This window comes from Cyanobium sp. NIVA-CYA 375, assembly GCF_056108345.1.
This window is the reverse complement of sequence record NZ_JBSYHW010000026.1, coordinates 1-18,722: the sequence shown is the minus strand read 5'-3', so window position 1 is coordinate 18,722 and position 18,722 is coordinate 1. Positions and strand designations below refer to the sequence as shown.

At 64.1% G+C, this 18,722-nt stretch carries 25 protein-coding genes; 15 read left to right on the top strand and 10 right to left on the bottom strand.

Translation table 11 applies throughout. The features are described 5' to 3' along the window. Window positions 1-113: 113 nt before the first annotated feature. Both AC01FP_RS08570 and AC01FP_RS08565 read right to left on the bottom strand, forming a co-directional pair. Window positions 114-809, bottom strand: coding sequence for a thermonuclease family protein (locus AC01FP_RS08570; RefSeq protein WP_474479546.1), 696 nt, complete (start codon window positions 807-809; stop codon window positions 114-116). Between the two features lie 42 nt (window positions 810-851). Then, window positions 852-1,235: a hypothetical protein gene (locus AC01FP_RS08565; protein WP_474479545.1), complete on the bottom strand. Its 384-nt coding sequence runs from the start codon at window positions 1,233-1,235 to the stop codon at window positions 852-854. A gap of 154 nt (window positions 1,236-1,389) precedes the next feature. Here AC01FP_RS08565 and AC01FP_RS08560 point away from each other — a divergent pair, with 154 nt between their 5' ends. Both AC01FP_RS08560 and AC01FP_RS08555 read left to right on the top strand, forming a co-directional pair. Next, window positions 1,390-1,710, top strand: coding sequence for an MTH1187 family thiamine-binding protein (locus AC01FP_RS08560; RefSeq protein WP_254943087.1), 321 nt, complete (start codon window positions 1,390-1,392; stop codon window positions 1,708-1,710). Window positions 1,711-1,983: 273 nt separating this feature from the next. Beyond that, window positions 1,984-2,640 carry an SOS response-associated peptidase gene (locus AC01FP_RS08555; RefSeq protein WP_255017204.1) on the top strand — a complete coding sequence of 219 codons (657 nt, stop codon included), beginning with the start codon at window positions 1,984-1,986 and terminating at the stop codon, window positions 2,638-2,640. A 55-nt stretch (window positions 2,641-2,695) separates the two neighbouring features. On the opposite strand, the gene AC01FP_RS08550 is transcribed toward AC01FP_RS08555, so the two are convergent. Beyond that, on the bottom strand, window positions 2,696-2,875 hold the full coding sequence (locus AC01FP_RS08550) for a hypothetical protein (protein WP_254943085.1): 180 nt from the start codon (window positions 2,873-2,875) through the stop codon (window positions 2,696-2,698). A 138-nt stretch (window positions 2,876-3,013) separates the two neighbouring features. Here AC01FP_RS08550 and AC01FP_RS08545 point away from each other — a divergent pair, with 138 nt between their 5' ends. Next, window positions 3,014-3,490 (top strand): hypothetical protein, encoded by a 477-nt coding sequence (locus tag AC01FP_RS08545; protein ID WP_255017171.1) that lies wholly within the window; start codon window positions 3,014-3,016, stop codon window positions 3,488-3,490. An 85-nt stretch (window positions 3,491-3,575) separates the two neighbouring features. Further along, complete coding sequence (locus tag AC01FP_RS08540) at window positions 3,576-5,789, top strand: heavy metal translocating P-type ATPase (RefSeq protein ID WP_474479544.1); 2,214 nt, start codon at window positions 3,576-3,578, stop codon at window positions 5,787-5,789. 16 nt (window positions 5,790-5,805) lie between these two features. Here AC01FP_RS08540 and cadR read toward each other — a convergent pair whose 3' ends face one another. Next, the gene (cadR, locus tag AC01FP_RS08535) at window positions 5,806-6,267 is read right to left on the bottom strand and encodes a Cd(II)/Pb(II)-responsive transcriptional regulator (protein WP_474479543.1); all 462 of its coding nucleotides are present in this window, start codon (window positions 6,265-6,267) and stop codon (window positions 5,806-5,808) included. Between the two features lie 76 nt (window positions 6,268-6,343). On the opposite strand from cadR, the gene AC01FP_RS08530 reads away from it, so the two are divergent. The 4 genes from AC01FP_RS08530 to AC01FP_RS08515 are packed head-to-tail and all read left to right on the top strand — an operon-like array spanning window position 6,344 to window position 10,406. After that, window positions 6,344-7,267: a vitamin K epoxide reductase family protein gene (locus AC01FP_RS08530; RefSeq protein ID WP_254997426.1), complete on the top strand. Its 924-nt coding sequence runs from the start codon at window positions 6,344-6,346 to the stop codon at window positions 7,265-7,267. Between the two features lie 41 nt (window positions 7,268-7,308). Beyond that, window positions 7,309-8,679: an Nramp family divalent metal transporter gene (locus tag AC01FP_RS08525; RefSeq protein WP_474479541.1), complete on the top strand. Its 1,371-nt coding sequence runs from the start codon at window positions 7,309-7,311 to the stop codon at window positions 8,677-8,679. A gap of 29 nt (window positions 8,680-8,708) precedes the next feature. Beyond that, window positions 8,709-9,278 (top strand): class I SAM-dependent methyltransferase, encoded by a 570-nt coding sequence (locus tag AC01FP_RS08520; protein WP_474479540.1) that lies wholly within the window; start codon window positions 8,709-8,711, stop codon window positions 9,276-9,278. Between the two features lie 39 nt (window positions 9,279-9,317). After that, complete coding sequence (locus AC01FP_RS08515; RefSeq protein WP_474479539.1) at window positions 9,318-10,406, top strand: DMT family transporter; 1,089 nt, start codon at window positions 9,318-9,320, stop codon at window positions 10,404-10,406. Window positions 10,407-10,580: 174 nt separating this feature from the next. Here the strand turns inward: AC01FP_RS08515 and AC01FP_RS08510 are convergent, their stop codons facing one another. Further along, window positions 10,581-10,865 (bottom strand): galactose oxidase, encoded by a 285-nt coding sequence (locus AC01FP_RS08510; RefSeq protein WP_474479538.1) that lies wholly within the window; start codon window positions 10,863-10,865, stop codon window positions 10,581-10,583. A 100-nt stretch (window positions 10,866-10,965) separates the two neighbouring features. Between AC01FP_RS08510 and AC01FP_RS08505 the strand changes: the two genes are divergently transcribed. Beyond that, window positions 10,966-11,160, top strand: coding sequence for a hypothetical protein (locus AC01FP_RS08505; RefSeq protein ID WP_474479537.1), 195 nt, complete (start codon window positions 10,966-10,968; stop codon window positions 11,158-11,160). Between the two features lie 3 nt (window positions 11,161-11,163). Here AC01FP_RS08505 and AC01FP_RS08500 read toward each other — a convergent pair whose 3' ends face one another. The 3 genes from AC01FP_RS08500 to AC01FP_RS08490 form a co-directional block, all read right to left on the bottom strand. After that, window positions 11,164-11,931, bottom strand: a complete 768-nt coding sequence (locus AC01FP_RS08500) for an RAD52 family DNA repair protein (RefSeq protein ID WP_474479535.1) — start codon at window positions 11,929-11,931, stop codon at window positions 11,164-11,166. Between the two features lie 102 nt (window positions 11,932-12,033). Further along, entirely contained in the window at window positions 12,034-12,660 is a 627-nt protein-coding gene (locus tag AC01FP_RS08495) for a siphovirus Gp157 family protein (protein WP_474479534.1), read from the bottom strand. Between the two features lie 82 nt (window positions 12,661-12,742). Next, window positions 12,743-13,240 carry an SLOG family protein gene (locus tag AC01FP_RS08490; protein WP_474479533.1) on the bottom strand — a complete coding sequence of 166 codons (498 nt, stop codon included), beginning with the start codon at window positions 13,238-13,240 and terminating at the stop codon, window positions 12,743-12,745. Between the two features lie 652 nt (window positions 13,241-13,892). Between AC01FP_RS08490 and AC01FP_RS08485 the strand changes: the two genes are divergently transcribed. Beyond that, window positions 13,893-14,162 (top strand): hypothetical protein, encoded by a 270-nt coding sequence (locus AC01FP_RS08485; RefSeq protein WP_254961812.1) that lies wholly within the window; start codon window positions 13,893-13,895, stop codon window positions 14,160-14,162. Between the two features lie 47 nt (window positions 14,163-14,209). Here AC01FP_RS08485 and AC01FP_RS08480 read toward each other — a convergent pair whose 3' ends face one another. Both AC01FP_RS08480 and AC01FP_RS08475 read right to left on the bottom strand, forming a co-directional pair. Further along, entirely contained in the window at window positions 14,210-14,500 is a 291-nt protein-coding gene (locus AC01FP_RS08480) for a hypothetical protein (RefSeq protein WP_474479530.1), read from the bottom strand. A 10-nt stretch (window positions 14,501-14,510) separates the two neighbouring features. After that, window positions 14,511-15,251 (bottom strand): C39 family peptidase, encoded by a 741-nt coding sequence (locus AC01FP_RS08475; RefSeq protein WP_474479527.1) that lies wholly within the window; start codon window positions 15,249-15,251, stop codon window positions 14,511-14,513. 84 nt (window positions 15,252-15,335) lie between these two features. On the opposite strand from AC01FP_RS08475, the gene AC01FP_RS08470 reads away from it, so the two are divergent. From AC01FP_RS08470 to AC01FP_RS08450, 5 genes are all read left to right on the top strand, one after another. Continuing rightward, on the top strand, window positions 15,336-15,740 hold the full coding sequence (locus AC01FP_RS08470) for a hypothetical protein (RefSeq protein WP_474479525.1): 405 nt from the start codon (window positions 15,336-15,338) through the stop codon (window positions 15,738-15,740). A gap of 84 nt (window positions 15,741-15,824) precedes the next feature. Further along, window positions 15,825-16,772 carry a major capsid protein gene (locus AC01FP_RS08465; RefSeq protein ID WP_254997408.1) on the top strand — a complete coding sequence of 316 codons (948 nt, stop codon included), beginning with the start codon at window positions 15,825-15,827 and terminating at the stop codon, window positions 16,770-16,772. Window positions 16,773-16,775: 3 nt separating this feature from the next. After that, window positions 16,776-17,204 (top strand): hypothetical protein, encoded by a 429-nt coding sequence (locus AC01FP_RS08460; RefSeq protein ID WP_254993316.1) that lies wholly within the window; start codon window positions 16,776-16,778, stop codon window positions 17,202-17,204. Then, entirely contained in the window at window positions 17,204-17,707 is a 504-nt protein-coding gene (locus AC01FP_RS08455; protein WP_474479523.1) for a hypothetical protein, read from the top strand. The genes AC01FP_RS08460 and AC01FP_RS08455 overlap by 1 nt, the downstream gene beginning before the upstream one ends. 25 nt (window positions 17,708-17,732) lie before the next feature. Beyond that, the gene (locus AC01FP_RS08450; protein WP_474479521.1) at window positions 17,733-18,524 is read left to right on the top strand and encodes a hypothetical protein; all 792 of its coding nucleotides are present in this window, start codon (window positions 17,733-17,735) and stop codon (window positions 18,522-18,524) included. Window positions 18,525-18,722: the final 198 nt, after the last annotated feature.

Sequence of the window (18,722 nt, the reverse complement as noted above, 5' to 3'; positions counted from 1 at the left end):
AGACCCTCAGGTGCCGCAAACTGCTGATAACTGCTGATTCAATGCTAACACCGCATATGCACAACGTTTTATATACAGATGATTCCTCTTTGGTTGGCACTTTGGATCGCTGCTTATCGCAGAGAAGCGCAGGCTTCCCCATCGCCATTGCCATCGAGGTTGCTGTGCCCCTGGCGAAGCAGCTCCTGGGCTTTGGCAAAGCTGCCGATCTGCTTGCAGCGGTAACGCTGGCCTGCCATCGCAGCTGGGGCTGTCCCAGCAGGGGCCACACCTGAACTGACCGCACGACTGCTTCCACCCGAACGCCGAGCCCGCCGAAACTCCCAAGGCCTCGTGATGCCGCCCGGCGTCCTCCACACCCCGTAGCGGCTGCGGGAAGCCCGGTACTCGGTATCCAGATACTCCTGAGCGTTGCACTGGCTCAGGTACTGGCGGTAGGCAAACGCCTGGCCGTCCTCCACCATCGCCAGGTTCAGATTCACCTCACCGATCACCTCCGCCACGGTGCGGCCGTAGCGGTCCACCGACTGCGGCAGCAGCGTCACCGGAGTGCCGATCCGCAGCCGCGTTTGCAGATAGGCGCGGGAGTTGGCGCCATAGGGAGCCTGCACCATCTCGGGGGCGTCGATGCAGGCCAGCCGCACCGTGATCCGCTGCTGGCCCTGCTGCACCCGGATCGTGTCGCCATCACCAATCGAGAGCACCGTGGCGCGAACCTCGGATCCGGCCACAACCGTCGGGGATGTCGCCGCCATGGTCATCGCCACCGCCAGCAACAAAGCGGCAAGTGGGGGCGGGTTCAGGGGCATCACCCCACTCTGAAGGCCGACGTCCTTCCCTTCTGGCCTCGCTCAGGAGCGCGGCTCCACTCCCTCCAGCGCTGTGCGCAGCTCACCGATGAACTCCTCATCCACCTCGGTGGCGGTGAGCTCCTCACCCACCAGGTCCTGGATCAGGGGGTAGAAGCGCACCTCAAACCACTTGCGGAACACCGGGTAGGTGCGCTCGGCCGGCCAGGTGCCGGTGTCGCGATGCCAGTAGTCCAGCTCGGCTTCAAAGATCGCCTCGTAGACCTCCTCGAGGATCTCCTCCGCCTCCTCTTGCGTGTCGTAGTCAGGGATCAGGTACAGGCAGGGCTCCCGGGCACCGGCAGCGTCGATGTCCAGGTCGAGACCCTGGGCCCAATCGAGCAGCTTCTGGCTGGGGTAGATCCCCACCGCGCAGCGGTTCACCACGGCCATGGCCCACCCGGCGGTATGGCCCAAACGCTAGGCCTGGCCAACGGAGCAGGCAGGGCACTAACGGGGAAGCCGGACACCGGCTCGACCCTGAACGGAGAAGGGGCCAGGAAGATGGGAGCCTTTCAATGAGTCCTCCGGAGGCACATCGATGAAGGTGATCGTCGATCTCTGCGTCGTTCCGATCGGGGTCGGCGTCAACCTGGCGCCCTATATCGCTGCCTGCGAACGGGTGCTGCTGGACGCCGGCCTCAAGATCCAGCTGCACCCCAACGGCACCGCGGTCGAGGGCGAGTGGGCGCCCGTCTTCAAAGCGATCGAGGCATGCCATACGGCCGTGCACGACATGGGCTGCCCCCGGATTTACACCACCGTGAAGGTCAACACCCGCACCGATCGGGACCAAACGCTGGAGGACAAGGTGGCCAGCGTTGAGGCTCTGCTCCAAGAGCTGCCGCACAGGGGCCAATGAGAAGGGCGCCCCGTGTCGGGCGCCCTACTGCTGCGCAGAAGCCAAGGGCTAGGGCCGGTTGCAGGGCTTGGGCTCGCGCTGCCCTGGTCGAGGCCTCTGATTCATTAATAGATCCGATTGACCGTGGCGTCAGTACGGCAAACCGATCCACCGCAGCGCGGCCGTCTCCAGTGTGGGTTTGGTCCCCTCAGACTCACTCCCTGCGAAACCCCTCAGCCAGTAGTCAGGCCACGCAGATTGGGAGCAGCCCAACCGGATCCACAGGCGTCGCTGATGTGTGGCCGCTACTCGCTCACCACCACGATCGATCAGTTGCTGCCAAGGCTCAAGGGTCCGCTGCCGGAGGGTTTCCTCGAGCAGTACCAGCCCCGGCAGCAGGTGCGGCCTGGCGAACCGCTTCTGATCCAGCGGCAGCAGCAGGGCCGACTGGAGGTGGGCTACGCCCAGTGGGGCCTCGTGCCGAGCTGGCTGAAGGACACCCGCGGCAAGAGCCGGCCGATCAATGCCCGCAGCGAGACGGTGAGCCAGAAGCCGTTCTTTCGTAGTCCCTGGCGCCATCACCGCTGCCTGCTGCCGGCCGATGGCTTCTACGAATGGCGGCCGCCGCCGGAAGGGGAAGGCCATGGCCCCAAAGGGAAGAAGCAGCCCTACTGGATCCGCCGCCAGGACGGCGCTCCCTTCTGGCTGGGCGGCCTGTGGGACCACTGGATCGGTCCCGATGGCAGCGAACTCCAGACCTGCTGCATCCTCACCACCACCCCCAACGCCCTGCTGCGTCCGATCCATGACCGCATGCCGGTGGTGATCAACGATGGATGGGAAGAGGCCTGGTTGCTTCCGGAAGCAGCAGCCGAGCTGCGGGGGCTGGAGGCGCTGATGGCCCCGTGGGATCCCGCCGGCTGGGAGGCGATTCCAGTCGACTGGTTGTGATCTGCAAACTTGCTCTGGTTATCGATGGATGAAGAGGTGCCCAACCCTGAGGTACTCAATCCCCAAGCTTCTTGTCTAGCCACTGCGTCACCACATAGACACCGATAAACATCGGCAGATACGCGATCCACATGCTGGGGAGATCAAGCTCTGAGTTGTTGATCAGAACAAGTCCGCCATAACTAATCAGGCCATAGATCAATGCTCTACGCATTGGTCCAACAAGCTTCTTCAAGTGAGATGAAACGATGACTCCTTTTTATGATATCTGCAGTGGAAATCACGGCGCCATCCTTGGCGGAATCGCGTCTTCTGAGCCCCATGAGGAGCGGCTGAGGCTCGCGAGGGGGCTCACACCCAGGACAATCTTCTGATGCAAAAGTTTCAGAAGGGCCACGGCGATCGCAGCCACAGGCGCAGGGATCGAACCGATCCGTTCATGCGCCACGTCCTGACCCTCTCGCTGACCTGCTGCTGGCTGGCGGCTCCGGCGTTGTCGGCTGAATTGGAGGCGTGTCGGAACCTGCTGGATCAACGCAATGCCTTGGCCGAGCAGGCGATGAAGGCCGAAATCGCCCTGGTCCGAACCATCCGTGAGCGGATCTGCCCGGTCCTCAGCCAGCAGGCCGATGGGGCCAATGCCAACGACCGCAACGAGCTGACCATCGACTACCAGGCCCTGCTCGTCTGCCGCCACAAGGCGGAAGAACAGCTGCTGCGCAGCAAGCGGGTTCTCTACGTCAACCGCCAGCAGTTCAGGTTCTACACGGCGGCTGGAGCCAAGCTGGCCCGGCAAGCCGATGGTCTGGGTCAGGAGTTGCGGGATCGGGAGTGCTCCCAGCTGCGTTGATCAACAGCCTGAGGGCAAATGGCCCGCAAGTCCCTTGACCCTGAAGTGGCTACAGGCTGTTTGATGGGGCTTGGATGGCCTGACCATGGCGGAACCTTGCTGCAGCAGCGGAACCAGCGGGCAGACGGCTGGAGCCACCACGGGGCCGCAGCCGGAGCCGGCAAGCGTCAAGGAAGCGCTGTTTCGGATCAGCGCGATGGATTGCGCCACGGAGGAAGGCGAGATCCGCCATGCCCTCGCAGGTGTTGACGGCATCCGCGGCCTGAGGTTCCTGCTGGCCGAGCGCGTTCTGGCGATCGATGCAGAAGTAGCAGCGCTCAACTCAGCCCTCGCTGCGATCCGCCGGCTGGGATTCAACCCGGAGCCGATCAGCACCGATCAGCGGCCGTCCGCCGCCCAGACCCGTGCCGAACGGCGATTTGAACGGCTCCGTCTGGCGGGCTCCCTGGCGCTGGCGATCACGGCGGAGCTGCTGCATCTGGTCGTTCCGGCCTTCCCGGGCCATGAGCTGTTGGAGATCGGGATCGCCATCACCGCGATCGCCCTGGCGGGTTTCTCCGTGTTTCGCAAGGGCCTCGCGGCCCTGCGCCAGGGTCGGCTCAACATCAATGCGCTGATGAGCGTGGCGGTCACGGGCGCTTTCCTGATCGGCCGCTTCCCGGAGGCCGCCATGGTGATGGCGCTCTATGCCGTGGCCGAGGCGATTGAAGCGCGGGCCGTGGAGCGGGCCCGCCAGGCGATCACCAGCCTGATGGCCCTGGCCCCCGATGAGGCGGAGTTCCGCCAGAGCGATGGCCGCTGGCAGCGCGTGTCCGCCAGTGCTGTGGCCATCGGCGATGTGGTGCGGGTCCGCCCGGGAGAACGGCTGCCGCTCGATGGCACGGTGATCAGTGGCGAGAGTGCGATCAACCAGGCCCCGATCACTGGCGAAAGCTTGCCGGTGGACAAAGGCCCAGGGGATGAGGTGTTTGCGGGCACGATCAACCAGGGCGGCGCCCTCGAGATCCAGGTAACGGCGCCTGCTTCGCTCAGCACCCTGGCGCGCATCATCCAGGCCGTGGAGGAAGCCCAGGCCTCCCGCGCCCCGATCCAGCGTTTCGTCGATCGCTTCGCGGCCCGCTACACCCCGGCGGTGTTCGTGGTGGCCCTGGCCGTTGCCCTGCTGGCGCCGCCCTTGCTGGGGTTCACCCCCCTGCAGGCCATCTACAAGGCACTGGTGCTGCTGGTGATCGCCTGCCCCTGCGCGCTGGTGATCGCCACACCGGTCACGGTGGTGAGCGGCCTGGCCACCGCCGCCCGTCGCGGCATCATCATCAAAGGCGGCCTCTACATCGAGGAGGCCCGCAAGATCAAGGTGCTGGCGCTCGACAAGACCGGCACGATCACCCTGGGCCAGCCCCAGCTGGTGGCCTTTTCCCCTCAGCAAGAAACGGCAGACGCTGGCGTTCTCAAACAGTGGGCCAGCAGCCTGGCGGAGCGCTCCGACCATCCGGTGTCGCGGGCGATGGCCGTTGGCCTCGATGGCGAGCGGTTGGCTGTGGAGGCCTTCGAGGCCCTGCCGGGGCGCGGGGTGCGCGGCGTGATTGCTGGCCGCCATTTGATGCTGGCCAACCACCGCTGGATCGAAGAGCTGGGGCTCTGCTCCAGCGCACTGGAAGAATCGATGCAGGTCCACGAGCGCCAGGGCCGCTCGCTCAGCCTGCTCGCGGATGACACCGGCGTGCTCGCCCTGATCGCCGTCGCCGACACCGTTCGGCCCAGCTCGGCGGCGCCCATGGAGGCCCTGCGGGCCCTGGGCGTCACACCGGTGATGCTCACGGGTGACAACGCAGCCACCGCCGGCGCGATCGCAGCCCAGGCCGGCATCGAGCAGGTGAAAAGCAACCTGCTGCCCCAGGACAAGCTTGAGGCGGTGGCTGCCCTGCAGGCCCGCTACGGGTTCACGGCCATGGCAGGAGATGGCATCAATGATGCGCCGGCTCTGGCCCAGGCGGACATCGGTTTTGCGATGGGGGCTAGCGGCACCCACATCGCCGTGGAAGCGGCCGATGTGGTGATCATGAACGACGATCTGATGCGCGTACCGGAAACGATCGCCCTCTCTCGCCGCACCTTCCGCATCCTGCGCCAGAACATCGTCCTGGCCCTGGGAATCAAGGCCCTTTTTCTGGTGCTCACCGTGGCCGGGAACGCCACGATGTGGATGGCGGTCTTCGCGGACATGGGCACCAGCTTGATCGTGATCGCCAATGGCCTGCGGCTTCTCCGCACACCCATGCTTGGCAAGATCAAGGGCTGAGCCTGGTCGGAAATGATCAGATCTGAGCCTTGTCGATTCCAGCCGAACGGTTCAATTCCATGAGGATGCCGCAGGTCTTCACCTGATCAGGTTGCGGACAAAGCCCTCTGAGGTTCCGCAACTGATGCTGTAGCTGGCGCAGTTCATCGAGCCGCGCATCAACCTCGGCCATCTTCTCGTCCAGCAAGGTGTTCACTGTCCGGCAGCTCCCGGCTGGTGCGTCCCGCGCCCCGATCAGGATGCGGACCTCCTCCAGGCTCATGTCAAGGCTGCGGCAAAAGCGGATGAAGCGCAACTGCTCCACATGCCGCGGCGAATAGAGGCGGTAGTTGCCATCGGTGCGCTGTGGCACCGGCAGTAAGTGCTCGCGTTCGTAATAGCGGATGGTTTCGATCTTCACCCCGGTGGACCGTGCCAACTCGCCGATCTGCATGGATTCATCCCCTTGGGTTGGCAAGTCGAGCGGGTAAGGCTCCATGCCACAACGCTAGGCCCTTGACCCTGAAGCCACTTCAGGCTTTTCAATGGCCGTATCTCAGCCGTTCTCTCCCCCTGTGAGCAGCGCTACGCGAACCAAGCCTCTCTCCAGCCGTCGGGTCGGCCAGGAGCCAGGCCGGCCCTGGGTGCGCCTCACCATGGCCGTGCTCGCCACGATCGGCATGATCGATACCGGCTCGATCACCGCCAAGCGCTGGGGTTGGATCGGCAGCCTGTCCTGTCCGGGCGGTAGCGATGGCTGCGACAAGGTGCTCGGCAGCGCCTGGGGCACGCTGCTGGGCCAGCCACTTTCACTCTTTGGGTTCCTGGCCTACGGCACGGTGCTCCTGCTGGCCCTGATGCCGTTGCTGCGAGGAGGTCTGCGGGCCCCTGCCTCGGAGGGCAATCGCTGGGCTCTGTTCTTCACCAGCAGCGGCATGGCCGTCTTCAGCCTGGTGCTGATGGGGCTCCTGGTCTTCGAGATCAAGGCCTTCTGCACCTTCTGTGTGGTGTCGGCCGCCCTCAGCCTGGCGCTGTTCCTGTTGAGTCTTGTTGGAGGTGGCTGGATCGACCGCAGCCAACTGATCTTTCGCGGAGTGATGACAGTCCTCCTTGTTGGTCTGCTGGGGCTGGGCTGGGCAGCATCGGCGGACCAGCCTGTCGCTCAAAGCGGACGGGCGGCTCCAGCTGTCATCAGCGCCAGTTCGCCGGCCAAGATTGCCCTGGCGGAGCATCTGAGCAGCGTCGGCGCCCGGGTGTTCACGGCGTACTGGTGCCCCCACTGCCATGACCAGAAGGAGGCCTTCGGCAAGGAGGCTGCCGCCAAGCTCCAGGTGATCGAATGCGCCGAAGACGGCGCCAACAGCCAGGCGCAGCTGTGCAAGCAGCAGGGGGTTCAGGGCTATCCCAGCTGGCAGATCAAGGGCGTCGTGGATTCGGGCGTCAAGCCACTGAACACCCTCGCTGATCTCAGTGGCTACACCGGTCCGCGTGACTTCTGAGCAGGCCGTGATCCCTTCCCCAGGGCGGGGTCAAGCCAGCCATGCCCCAGCAGGATCGCAGCCACCCTCGCCTTAGCCTCCAGCTCCGCTGGCGTCGCTTCATGCCTGATGCACCGATCGGCACCGCCTCTCGCATCGACACGCAGGCCGTGGAGGTACCCGCCGGCCTGGGCACCCTGCGCACCTTTCTGCGGGTGCTCGGCCCCGGCTATCTGGTGGCCGTGGGTTACATGGATCCCGGCAACTGGGCCACGGATCTGGCGGCCGGTTCCCAGTTCGGGTACCGCCTGCTGTGGGTGATCGGGCTATCCAGCCTGATGGCGATGGTGCTCCAGTCACTCTGCTGCCGGCTGGGCATCGCCACGCGAATGGATCTGGCCCAGGCCTGCAGCCAGCTCCTACCGCGGTTCTGCCGGATTCCCCTGTGGCTGCTGGCCGAGGTGGCGATCATTGCCTGTGACCTGGCCGAGCTGGTGGGTAGCGCCATTGCCCTGCAGCTGCTTTTCGGTCTTCCCTTGCCCTGGGGGGTGGGCCTGACCGCCGCCGACACCCTGTTGCTGCTGGCGCTGCAGCGCTTCGGGATCCGCCGACTGGAGGCCCTTGTGATCGCCCTGGTCGCCCTGGTCGGGGGTTGCTTCGCGGTGGAGATGTTCCTGCTGCAGCCCAACTGGGGCCAGGTGGGCCAGGGCTTTCTTCCCCAGGCCGCGAGCCTCAGGGACGGGCAGCAGCTGTTTCTGGCGGCCGGGATTCTCGGGGCCACGGTGATGCCCCACAACCTCTATCTGCATTCCTCGTTGGTGCAGTCCCGCCGCTGGAGCGGCGGCCAAGTGGCGCAGCGCAGGGCCCTGGCTTTCAGCACCTGGGACACCCTGATCGCCCTCAGCCTGGCCTTTCTGATCAATGTCTCGATCCTGGTGCTGGCCGCCGGCAGTTTCTACGGAAGGCTGCCGCAGCCGGTAACTGACCTCAGCGAGGCCTACCGGTTGCTGACGCCGATGCTGGGTACGTCGCTCGCCAGCGTGCTGTTCGGCGTGGCCCTGCTGGCGGCGGGCCAGAGCTCCACCCTCACCGCCACCATGGCCGGTCAGATCGTGATGGAGGGGTTTCTGCAGATCCGTCTCCCCGACTGGAAGCGACGACTGCTCACCCGCGGCCTGGCCCTGATCCCGGCGATGGCCACAGTGATCCTGTTCGGCGAACGGGCCACCACGAATCTGCTGGTGCTCAGCCAGGTGGTGCTGTCGCTGCAGTTGCCGTTCGCTGTGATCCCGCTGGTGTGGTTCTGCGGGCGGCGCGGTCTGATGGGCGAGCTCAGAGCGCCGCTCTGGCTTCAGGCAGCAGGCTGGCTGTGCGCCAGCGTGATTGTGATGATCAACCTCTCCTTGCTCAGCGCGGTGCTGCGGGGCGGCTGAACTGTTGACAGCCGCCTCTGCGTGGACCCATGACGAGCAAAAACCACTGGGAGTCGATCTACGCATCCAAGGCCCCTGAGTCGTTGAGCTGGTATCAAGCCCATGCCGATGACTCACTCCAGCTGCTTCAGGCTGCCGGCCTACCACTGGATGCGGCGATCATCGATGTGGGCGGGGGTGCCTCCACGCTTGTGGATGACCTCCTGAACCTTGGCTACCAACGAATCACGGTTCTGGACCTTTCCGGTACGGCACTGGTGGTGAACCGAGAGCGGCTTGGCGCACGCGCAGCTGCGGTGCAGTGGCTGGAGGCCGACATCCTCACGGCCACCCTGCCCGCCCATGCCTATGACGTCTGGCATGTCCGGGCCGTGCTGCGGGCGCTCAAGCCTGGTGGCACTCTGCTCCTGGCAACCTTTGCAGAAGATGGCCCCACCACTTGCAGTGGCTTGCCTGTGGTGCGGTATTGCCCTGAGAGGCTCCAGGAAACCTTGGGGTCAGCACTACTTTTGCTCAATCATGGGTGGTTCTGCCGTCGCACACCAGGTGGCGCGGAGCAACACTTTCTGGCTTGTCGGTTCCAGCGGACTTCCCCATAGTTTTGGAATAGAGCGCGTCCGGTTGTTGTGGTGATCCTGATGAACTCCCAGACGCGAGAACAGCGCCGCGGCTGGCTGTCGGGCCTGCTCGCTGCTGCGCTGTTCGGCTCCAGCGCTCCGCTGATCAGCAGCTTCAGCCACGGGTCTTTTCCCGTGCTCGTGGCGGGTCTGCTCTACGCCGGTGCGGCATTGGTGCTGCTGCCCCTGGCCGTGGCCGAGGCCCCGACCAGCCGCCACGCTCCGATCCAGCGGCAGGATCTCCCCCTGTTGGGGCTGATCACCCTGCTGGGCGGTATCGCCGGTCCGATCGCCCTGGTCAAGGGCCTGGCGCTGCTCACCCCGGGGGCCTCGGCGTTGCTGCTCAACCTGGAGGCGGTGTTCACAGTGCTGATCGCTGTGGGGGTGGGGAAGGAGCATCTCGGCCGGGAAGGCTGGGCGGCGGCCGCGCTCACGCTCAGCGGCGCCCTGGTGCTCTCGGCGGGTCCCCTGGGCGGCAGCCAGTGTCAGGGCGCGCTGTGGATCGCCCTGGCCTGCCTGTGCTGGGGCATCGACAACAACCTCTCCCAGCGCCTCAGCCTGCGCAACCCCCTGCAGATCTCCGCCGCCAAGGCCCTCGGGGCTGCAGTGCCGATGCTGGCCGTGGCCCATCTGCAAGGGCATGCCATTCCGTTCGCATGGATGAGTGCCGTCCTGCTTGGCATCGGCAGCCTGGGCTATGGCGTGTCGATCTGGCTCGACATAGTGGCCCTGGCCTCCCTTGGCGCCGCCAGGGAAGCCGTGGTTTTCTCCACCGCTCCCTTCCTTGGCGCTCTGGTGGCGGTGGCTCTGCTGGGTTCACCGCTCAGTCCATCGCTGCTGCTGGCGGCGGCCGCCATGGCGCTCAGCACAGGCTTGTTGCTGCGATCCAGCCACGGCCACTGGCACCGCCATGCCGAACTCGATCACCAGCACCGCCACTTCCATGCCCCTGTAAATGGTGATGCGCACCACATTCATTCCCACCGACCGGAGGATCTCGCGGACCTCGAGCCTGACCAACCCTTCTGGCACAGCCATCGGCACCGCCATGACCCGCTGGCCCACGAGCACCCGCACGTCAGCGACGTGCACCACCGCCATCAGCACTGACCTGTCCGCTCTGCGTACGCCACAGATCCAGATCAATGGCCAGATCTGGGCTGATCAGCTCCAGCCGGTGGCCGGTACGATCCCAGCCGGTCGGGCGAAAGCGAAGCACCTGGCTGCCTTAGCTCAGCCAGTCCTCTTTGGGGGAGTGCGGCGGCCGCGGGCTTGCAGCAGCTGTCAGACCCCTTCCGGCGCACAGCTCCGCTGGCGAGCCATGTCGTCAGTCCACCCCTGGCAGCGGCTGGTGAGGTGCTCGCCATGGGCGATCAGCCCCTGGTGCAGCTGACAGGTGAGCACCGGGATGCAGTTCACCCCTACGTGGTGTCTGAACCAGTGGCAGGTCATGCAGACCTTGCGGCTGCGGGTCTTGAGCAGCACCGCCTCATCGAGGTAGGACCACTCTTCGATCGGGGTTTCAAGCCGGGCATTCAGTGCTGCGGGTCGGGGAAGAGGGACACCCATGAATTACGGTTAATGCGTACGCATGTACTAGCACGGTTGAAGGCGCTTGGCTGCCGCGGCGCTTGGAGCTGGATACCGTTCAAGCAGTGGAGAGGTGCCGATGCTCCGCGAGCTTGTTCTGGCAATCGGCATCCCCCTGGTCCTGCTGCTGCTGGCGGTGCTGGCAATGGAGCAGTGGCGTGATCAGCTGCCGGCTTGGCTGCAGCGGTTGGCTGAGCGTCCGTCTTGGCTCTGGAACATCGGCATCGGGCTGATCATTGGCCTGTCGCTGCTGCGCTGGCTGCTGCAGCGCTGAGGCTCAGGCCACCAGCTGCTGGTGTTGCACAAGGAAGGCCTCAATCCATTCGTGATGGCGGCGCTGGCAGATCCGATCAGCAATTGAGAGTGCATCTGGCGGCACCTGAAAGCGCTTGCGGAATGCCTTGGTGAGTCCTTCCAGTGCCGGGCGTGGCAGGGAGCGAATTGTGCTGTGTAGCTGGTGAATCGTGCCTGGATCAAGGGGGTCAAGGCTGGGATCTATCTCTCGCTGAGCAGGTGATTGGGACTCGCGCCTAGGCGCCACTTCTGCTGGCCTGCTACTGGGGTTGGCGTTTGGCACCGGAGTAGGTGCTGCAGAGCTGGTGACCTCTCGCTGCTGCTTGTCGTAGAGCGCCAGACCAAAGGGATTGCCAAAGGTCATCAGGGCTCGCTTCATGGCGTCGGTTTCGGCCTCCTTGAGGGCGGATTCATGGGCCTGGCCCAGGTCGGCGTCGATGCCGTGGCCGGCGCCGTTGCCTTCTCGGATCACCTCGCCGACGCTGATGCGCACCCGGGCGGTGTATGTGACACCCCAGCCGGCACGGTTGCTGCTGCCCAGGGTACGCTCCCGCTCACAGACGCACTGCACGGCGATGGTCTCGCGCTGCCAGCCGTCAAAGCCAAAGATGCGATTGGCTTCTGCGATGGCCTGCCAACCCTCCAAGTAGGCCAGGGAGCGGCCGGCCTGGCTGCGGGTTTGGACCTTGGCGCGATCGAGAGGAGCGGAAAGGGCAGCGATCTGCTCGGTGGAGAAGACAGCGGTGGTCATGGGAATACTGAGATGTGAGAGGTGATTTGAGTGGAAGGGGTATGGGCCCGCCCTTGCAGCAGACCCATGTCGAGGGGCCCTATGGCCCCGGCCAGCGGCCCCTTAGTGGATGCGCCAGCTGCGGCGGGTGAGCAGCTGGGCTCCTGTGATCTGGCGGCCGGCTTTGAGGGCCTCTTTGATGGCGGCCTTATCGGGCTGACTGGTGGTTTTGATGGCGAGCCACTCGGGATCGAGGGCCTGCTCGTCGTCGATCACGACTGCGGATGACTTGCGGCTTGTGAGCTCGTGATCGGGGAAGGAGAAACGCGTAGCCGCCGGCTGCAGCTGGTTGAGCACAAAGATCAGCGATTCCTCCAGCGCATCAGCCCGGCCCGCATCACTACGGGCCAGATCGGTGAGCCGCTTGGCCTGCTGACTCCGGTAGGTGGCCTGACCGCGCAGGTGCTCGATCACCCAGCAGGTGGCATCGGCTTTGGCGGCGAGGGCCTGCTTATTGCCTTCTTCTGCCAGAAGTGCAGCCTCCAGCTCAGCCAGGACCAGGGCCCGCCGCTCGGGGTCTTCAGTTTCCAGCTGCTCGGCCAGCTGGGAGATAGCGGTGGTGAGCTCCTGGGCCGCGATGCCCAGCTGCCAGATGGAACCGGATCGCTGGAGGGAGCAGGCGGGGCCTGCCACTGGAGGAACCGACTCGACGACAGGAACAGCGGTGGGAATAGGGGTGATTACAGGCATGACGGTGAGCAGGCGATGGGGATGGGAATGGAAAGAACGGAACGGAGCGCCAAGCGCTCCAAAGGTTTGTGGTGCTGGGGGATTACGAGCAGCCGATGCCAGCCGGAACAGCGCAGAGCCCGGCAACTGCACTGACTTCGACCACCGAGATCGGCACCGGGGAATGGGAGGCCATGTGGCGGGCTTCTCTCACCAGCGAGGCGGTGCCTGGGCCGCCGGGGAAAGCCACCACCAACACCGAGGCGAGCGAGCCGGGGGATGTGTGGGCCACGGCTTTGGCAATGGCCTGCTCGAGCAGCTCTCGATTACGAATTGGCCCGGCGGCCCGGCCGTGGAGCTGCCATTGAGCTGGCATAACCAGGGCTGACCAACCCAGCTGCTGGGCCGCCCGACCAATGGCGGCATCGGCCCCGCGGGCACCGCCATGGAGAAGCAGATGCACCAGCCGGCCACCGCTGCGGGCGAGCAGCTCAGCGGCAACCCGCTGCTGGGGCCAGGCCAGATCACGACCACCACCGGCCGCGATCACCAAAGAACGGGATGGGGCTATTGCAGGGCTAGATGAGAGATAAAGATCCATGATTCAGCTGCCAGAGGTGACAACTAATCGGGGCAACACACCGCAAATAAAAGAGCGGCAGTGCTGGCGAGATCAGGGAATTGGATTACCGCAGGCGATGGGCTCGGGGCCTTTGGCGCAGCCCATATTCTAGCAGTACAACTGCACTTATAGACGAGTAGAACTCCTGCAGGGCAATTGATCTGTGCAGAGCAAGCCCATGAGAAGCAGCCTCGGCTGACTACGAATTAAGGCCACCAGATCCGATCAAAATTGACTAGTGCCCGCGCAGCCGCGCGAGCAAAGCCGGGGCCCCACTCCAGCCAGCCATCGGCAGCTGGCCGCTAAGCCACCGCAGCCGCGGGAGAGGTGCCGGACCATTACCCCAACACAGGCCAACTGAGGGCGGCGGCGGCTGTCTGACGTCAGCCACAGCTCCGCTGTGGCAAGTTCACGGCAGCCGCCGGCGACCGCAGCACTGCTGTGTTCTCTAGCGCTAGCTCCATTCTTTTGTGCGCTGCTGGGCTGGCCCCCTAACGCCACTGCCTTGCCCCCGCTTTGCGGCGCCCTGCAACGCAACCCTCTGGGTGCCAGTGCTTGATCTGGCGCACCTTGGTGTGCGTGGATGGACATTCTTGGGTAGCTGCACCGCAAGGTGGGGCCAGCAAAGCCGATGACACCTGAGCTCGCAAACTGCGTACTTGAGGGACTTCTGCTGCTCCATGAGGAGCTGTCGCAGGACCCTGAGTCGCCTTGGTATGTAGGCACGCCAGATCAGACTCAGGTGCTGCATGACGAGCTCTGGATCTTGGCTGGAGAGCTCTACCCCCGCTCCAGCGCTGCTTTGGTGGATGCCTGGTACCGGGTTGGTCGCTCAGCGTTATTGCCGGTGAACTGCACCGGAGAGCTGTTCAGTAGCCGGCACCTCCAGCTGGTGGGCTGAATCGCACTGCTACTGCTTGCTGCTCCCTGTCCAATCCGCAGAGGAGTTCAGCTAGCAGGCGGCCTGCCAACCCTCGTCAGTGCTGCACCGCCCAGTAGTGCCAGCAGCAGGTTGAGGGTGGAATCAAAACCCATCTGCAATTTCTCAAGCGTGCCTGGACATACCTGACCAACTGGCCGGCCCGCCAAGGCCCGCTGGCCGCAGACCCCAGCAGCAAGGGCATAGATCAAAAGCTGGGTGCAGATCACTACCGCCAGGGTCTTAAAGACAAAGCGCTCACGATCAAACGGTGGCCGCGGTGGCGGCAGTGGTGTCAGCAGCTGCGGTGCTTCTGTCATGGCCTGCTGCTCAGGGATGACAGGTGAGCAGCCAGCCGGTGCCTTTGCCATCGGCCTCCCAACGGGGCTGCCAGTTCTTCCAGCTGTAGTGCTGGCCTGCGCCATTGGTGTTGGCGGTGTAACCACCTGCCACTAGATCAGCTTCTCCGTTGGGGTCGTTGTGAATGGCCACCGCCTCGGAGAAACCGATCACCACACTCCAATGGCCCCCACCTGATGGCGCAGATACAGAACCGTGATGCAGCCAGCCCACGGCCACCGGCCGCCCCAGGTTGATCTGCTGCTCCAGTTCTGCTCGATCACCATTGGTCGCGAAGTTCGCCGTCAGCCCCAGGGAGCGCAAAGCAGAGAGCTGGGCCTCTGCACTTGTGCTGTCGCCGTACTTGGCGCGGATGGCGTTGTATTCGTCGTCCGAGCTGACCTTGCCCCAGTAGCGGGCGAGCATGGCGCAGCTACTGGAGAAGCACTCGCGGTAGCCGGTACCTGATGCGTTGTCGTTCTGGTTCTCCCAGGCCACCGGCAAGGGATTGGCATGGGCTGATGTCTCTGGAGCCGGCGACGACGAGAAGGTCTGCCGCCAGGGCGCGGCCTCGGTGAGGATCGCTGGGTTGGCAGCAATGACGGCGAGCCGCAACTGCTCAATCCCCTCGAGTTGTTGTGGCTCTGCCTTCCAGGCGTTCCAGAACTGCTGCCAGCGTTCAGCTGTGAACGGTGCCTGGGCAGCAGGAGTGGCAGTCGGAGTTGCGGACATGAACAGCAGGGCAGACCTCTGCTGTTGCCGCACCTCCACTCCACTGCTTTTAGCTCAGACTGGGAGCAGGTCGTTTGAGTGCTTATGTGCCTCGCTCCTGAGAGCCACGAGCTCTACTGCCAGCTGACGCGCAATCTCGACGACGAGAAGCTGCTGGCGCTCGATGCCCACTACAGGGAGAAGTGTGGCAACTCTGTGGAATGGGAGCTGCACGGCATCGTGATGAATGAGATCCACCAGCGCCGCAAGTTCAGGCGACAGAAACTGGAGCGCTCTCTCTGGCTCGCAAGCCGCCGCGGACGGCTTACAGAAGCGATCAAGCGCTGGCTGATCAGACGCCGGCTCTGGAGTTCGGCCACTTGCGAGCGCCAACGCCCGCGCTCTTTCATCGGCCGGGTGCTGGCGCTGGTTTTCGAGAGCTATCAGAGCAGCAGACGACTAGCGATCGAAACACTTCCAGGCCGGCAGACCCCGCTGGAGCAACTCTGAGGAGAGGCGAGATCGTGGTTGCGCCGCCGAGGACAGGTGCTCGGCAATAGCCCCTGACCTCCCCGGGGCGCTGCCCCCTGTGCCATGGGCCTCACCTTGATCGAGGCAGCCAAATACGAGAACAGGCTTGAGCATCTAGCTGTGCTCAAGACGTTTTCAGAGGGCGAACTGCTCGCCCAGCTGCCGTTCATGAATATTGCCGGCAGCGGTCTGTTCTATTCCGCAGAACAGGAGCTGCCATCAGTTGGCTTTCGCGCTGTCAACGAGGGCTACACCCAGAGCTATGGCGTGGTGGACCAGCGCGCAGAAGCGGTGCACCTCTTTGGTGGTGACGTGGATGTGGACCGCTCGATTGTTGACCTGATGGGCCCTGAGGCCCGGGCCAGCCAGATCGAGATGAAGGTGCGCTCCATGCGACTCACCTTGGAAGCAACAGTGATCAATGGTGATAGCAGCGCCAACCCCAGGGCATTTGACGGCCTCAGTAAGCGCCTGCAGCCAGGCGATGCGATGGCAATCGACAACGCCGGCAATGGCGGTGCTGGCACCAGCACTGCTCCTGGTGCACCGCTTGATTTTGATCGCCTCGATGAGTTGATCGATTCGGTGAATGCCTATGGCGGCAGCAAGGTGCTGGTGATGAGCAAGGCAATGCGCCGCCAGCTCAATGCCATGGCCCGCGCTTCCATTGGTGGTGGGGTGTATCAGACCAGCACCAACTCCTTTGGGATGACGGTGCACCGCTACCAGGACTGCGAGCTCGTCACGGTTGACCGCGATGCCCAGGGCATTGAGGTGATGGGTTACGACGAGGCGGGTGGCACCAGCTCGATTTACTGCTGCACCTTTGGTGATCAAGGCGTCACTGGTTTGCAGGGCCCTTTCCAGGGCCGCTATGGCATTTCGGTGCGGGACCTGGGCGAGGTACCTGATGCCCCGGTGTTTCGCACCCGCGTCGATTGGTACGTGGGCTTTGCCGTGCTGCAAAGCCGCGCTGCTGGCCGCCTCTTCAACATCACCCCTGCTAATTGAGCCATGAACGGCAATCCCTTGCTCGATGCGGAGACCACCTTGGTGGGCTGGACTAACCGCAGCGCCATACGCAACTTGGAGCGCACCTTCCTCTCTGGAGAAGAGGTGCTGCTTACAACCAAGCTCGATGCGGCATCACGCTTCTCAGTAGTAGCAAGTAACCCAGGCTCTGCTGCTGCTGTTGAAATTCAGGTTTCCTTTGCGCCTGTGCTCCGTGATGGCACAACCGGTAGCTGGGTGGTTGCAGCAACCGTTGCGCTACCAGCAGAAGGGGGGCGGGTGGAGGCGTTCATCAGTGGACGTGACATCCAGCTCAATGCTGCTGATTTAGCCGATGTGGACCTGCCAGCAGTTTGCTTTGCCAAAGCGGAGGTGAGCCCCGAGACCCCAGAGGGGATGCACGTGGGACTTACGGCCACCATTCCTGCTTGATGGTGACTCCTGTGCGCCATGACCTAAGTGATCCAGCCATTCCTGAGGGAATGGTGCGGATCAGTGCTGGAGCAGAGCACCGCTTTATATGGCCGGTGCACCTAGGCGGCTGGCAAAGCCTGGGCTGGCAGCTGCAAGAGGCTGCAGCAGATCTACCTGTCGCACCAACTGGTGCGATCGATTTGATTGCTCCGCTCGCACCAGAGCCCGAACAAGTAGCTCAGTCAGTGCCTGCTGTTGAACCAGAAGCAGTGCCAGAAGCGGACTGGGAAGCAGAACCAGCAGCAGACCCCAAGCCAGATGCAGCCCCTGCGCCAGTAGCAGCGCCTGATTTTCAGGCCATGACCAAGGCGCAGATCCTTGAGCACTGCTACAGCGTCTATGGCGTCGAGCTTGATGGCAGCCAAACCAAGGCAGAGCTGGTGGAGCAGGCCACAGCACTAGCGCAGCAACCGGTTGAGCAGCCACTGCCTGATCTGCTGCTGGATGACCCCCTGATTTAACGAGGTTCAGCAGATGACCATTGCCATGCGCACCAGCGTTGCGATCAGCAGTGGTGGCATCAGCGCGCAGCTGATCCGCCTGCTGCCGCCTGCTGGCTGTCCTGGTGAGGCGGTGTGGGTGCCGTCCAATGAGGTGCAGCGCTGGGAGCAGCTGGGGTTTGGCCGTGCGCCTATCCCGGCGGCTGATCTGGAACTGAGCTGGCAGCCGGCTGGCCCGGAGTCGGGCGGGCTGATCCCGATCGAGCTACTACTCAACCCACGCACCACGCCCCCCAATGCGGTGACGGTGGACTGGGGTGATGGGGTGACGGAGACCCTGCCCTGGCCCGTTGGCGGCGATGGCAACGGCCGGCTGCGGCACGGCTACACCAGCCGCAGGGAATACACGATCACAACAGAGCTCACCGGCAGCGGTGTTACGGCAACGCTGCTGGTGAGCTTGGCGGGCTGTCCGATCTGGCAGCCCGAGGTCACCCCACCACCCGATGGAGGAGGCGGTGGAACAGCGCCTGGCTCTGTGCTGCCCTTGATCCCTGGTGCTGGCCTAAGTGGCGCTGCATACGACGGCAGCGCAACCCAGCAGTGGAGCCTGACGCCCTGGAGTGGCGGCAGCAGTGCTGGTGGTGTGCCGCCCAGCGATGGCTCAAGCGCCTTGTTCCTTTGCGCTGATGGCACCTGGGCCATGCCGCCTGGCAGTAACGGCGGCACTCAGTGGTTTAACGGTGCTGGACCACCGCCGCTGACGATCGGTGGTGCTAATCCAGGTGACTACTACCTGGACAACCTCAGCGGCAACTTTTATGTGCTGGAGGGTTGATCGGCAATAGCGAGCAGGTCGCACCGCGAGGTGCGCTAAGCAAATTCGCACCAAGCGGTGCGCGCGGCAACGTTGCAGCTGATTGATGCCCTGGAACCAGAGCTTGAACCTTGTTGGTCCAACCGGTCCTGCAAACCGCCTTGGGCAAGATACAACCGCTTAGTTGTGCCTTTTTGTCTGGCCGTCTCCATTGCTTGT

Coding starts and splice junctions, on each gene's coding strand:
- AC01FP_RS08465 (WP_254997408.1), top strand. CDS start 15,825: ATGGGCCTCACCTTGATCGAGGCAGCCAAATACGAGAACAGGCTTGAG.
- AC01FP_RS08560 (WP_254943087.1), top strand. CDS start 1,390: ATGAAGGTGATCGTCGATCTCTGCGTCGTTCCGATCGGGGTCGGCGTC.
- AC01FP_RS08515 (WP_474479539.1), top strand. CDS start 9,318: ATGAACTCCCAGACGCGAGAACAGCGCCGCGGCTGGCTGTCGGGCCTG.
- AC01FP_RS08470 (WP_474479525.1), top strand. CDS start 15,336: ATGTGCCTCGCTCCTGAGAGCCACGAGCTCTACTGCCAGCTGACGCGC.
- AC01FP_RS08455 (WP_474479523.1), top strand. CDS start 17,204: ATGGTGACTCCTGTGCGCCATGACCTAAGTGATCCAGCCATTCCTGAG.
- AC01FP_RS08520 (WP_474479540.1), top strand. CDS start 8,709: ATGACGAGCAAAAACCACTGGGAGTCGATCTACGCATCCAAGGCCCCT.
- AC01FP_RS08450 (WP_474479521.1), top strand. CDS start 17,733: ATGCGCACCAGCGTTGCGATCAGCAGTGGTGGCATCAGCGCGCAGCTG.
- AC01FP_RS08555 (WP_255017204.1), top strand. CDS start 1,984: ATGTGTGGCCGCTACTCGCTCACCACCACGATCGATCAGTTGCTGCCA.
- AC01FP_RS08540 (WP_474479544.1), top strand. CDS start 3,576: ATGGCGGAACCTTGCTGCAGCAGCGGAACCAGCGGGCAGACGGCTGGA.
- AC01FP_RS08525 (WP_474479541.1), top strand. CDS start 7,309: ATGCCCCAGCAGGATCGCAGCCACCCTCGCCTTAGCCTCCAGCTCCGC.
- cadR (WP_474479543.1), bottom strand. CDS start 6,267: ATGGAGCCTTACCCGCTCGACTTGCCAACCCAAGGGGATGAATCCATG.
- AC01FP_RS08500 (WP_474479535.1), bottom strand. CDS start 11,931: ATGACCACCGCTGTCTTCTCCACCGAGCAGATCGCTGCCCTTTCCGCT.
- AC01FP_RS08570 (WP_474479546.1), bottom strand. CDS start 809: ATGCCCCTGAACCCGCCCCCACTTGCCGCTTTGTTGCTGGCGGTGGCG.
- AC01FP_RS08490 (WP_474479533.1), bottom strand. CDS start 13,240: ATGGATCTTTATCTCTCATCTAGCCCTGCAATAGCCCCATCCCGTTCT.
- AC01FP_RS08495 (WP_474479534.1), bottom strand. CDS start 12,660: ATGCCTGTAATCACCCCTATTCCCACCGCTGTTCCTGTCGTCGAGTCG.
- AC01FP_RS08505 (WP_474479537.1), top strand. CDS start 10,966: ATGCTCCGCGAGCTTGTTCTGGCAATCGGCATCCCCCTGGTCCTGCTG.
- AC01FP_RS08545 (WP_255017171.1), top strand. CDS start 3,014: ATGCAAAAGTTTCAGAAGGGCCACGGCGATCGCAGCCACAGGCGCAGG.
- AC01FP_RS08485 (WP_254961812.1), top strand. CDS start 13,893: ATGACACCTGAGCTCGCAAACTGCGTACTTGAGGGACTTCTGCTGCTC.
- AC01FP_RS08480 (WP_474479530.1), bottom strand. CDS start 14,500: ATGACAGAAGCACCGCAGCTGCTGACACCACTGCCGCCACCGCGGCCA.
- AC01FP_RS08460 (WP_254993316.1), top strand. CDS start 16,776: ATGAACGGCAATCCCTTGCTCGATGCGGAGACCACCTTGGTGGGCTGG.
- AC01FP_RS08475 (WP_474479527.1), bottom strand. CDS start 15,251: ATGTCCGCAACTCCGACTGCCACTCCTGCTGCCCAGGCACCGTTCACA.
- AC01FP_RS08510 (WP_474479538.1), bottom strand. CDS start 10,865: ATGGGTGTCCCTCTTCCCCGACCCGCAGCACTGAATGCCCGGCTTGAA.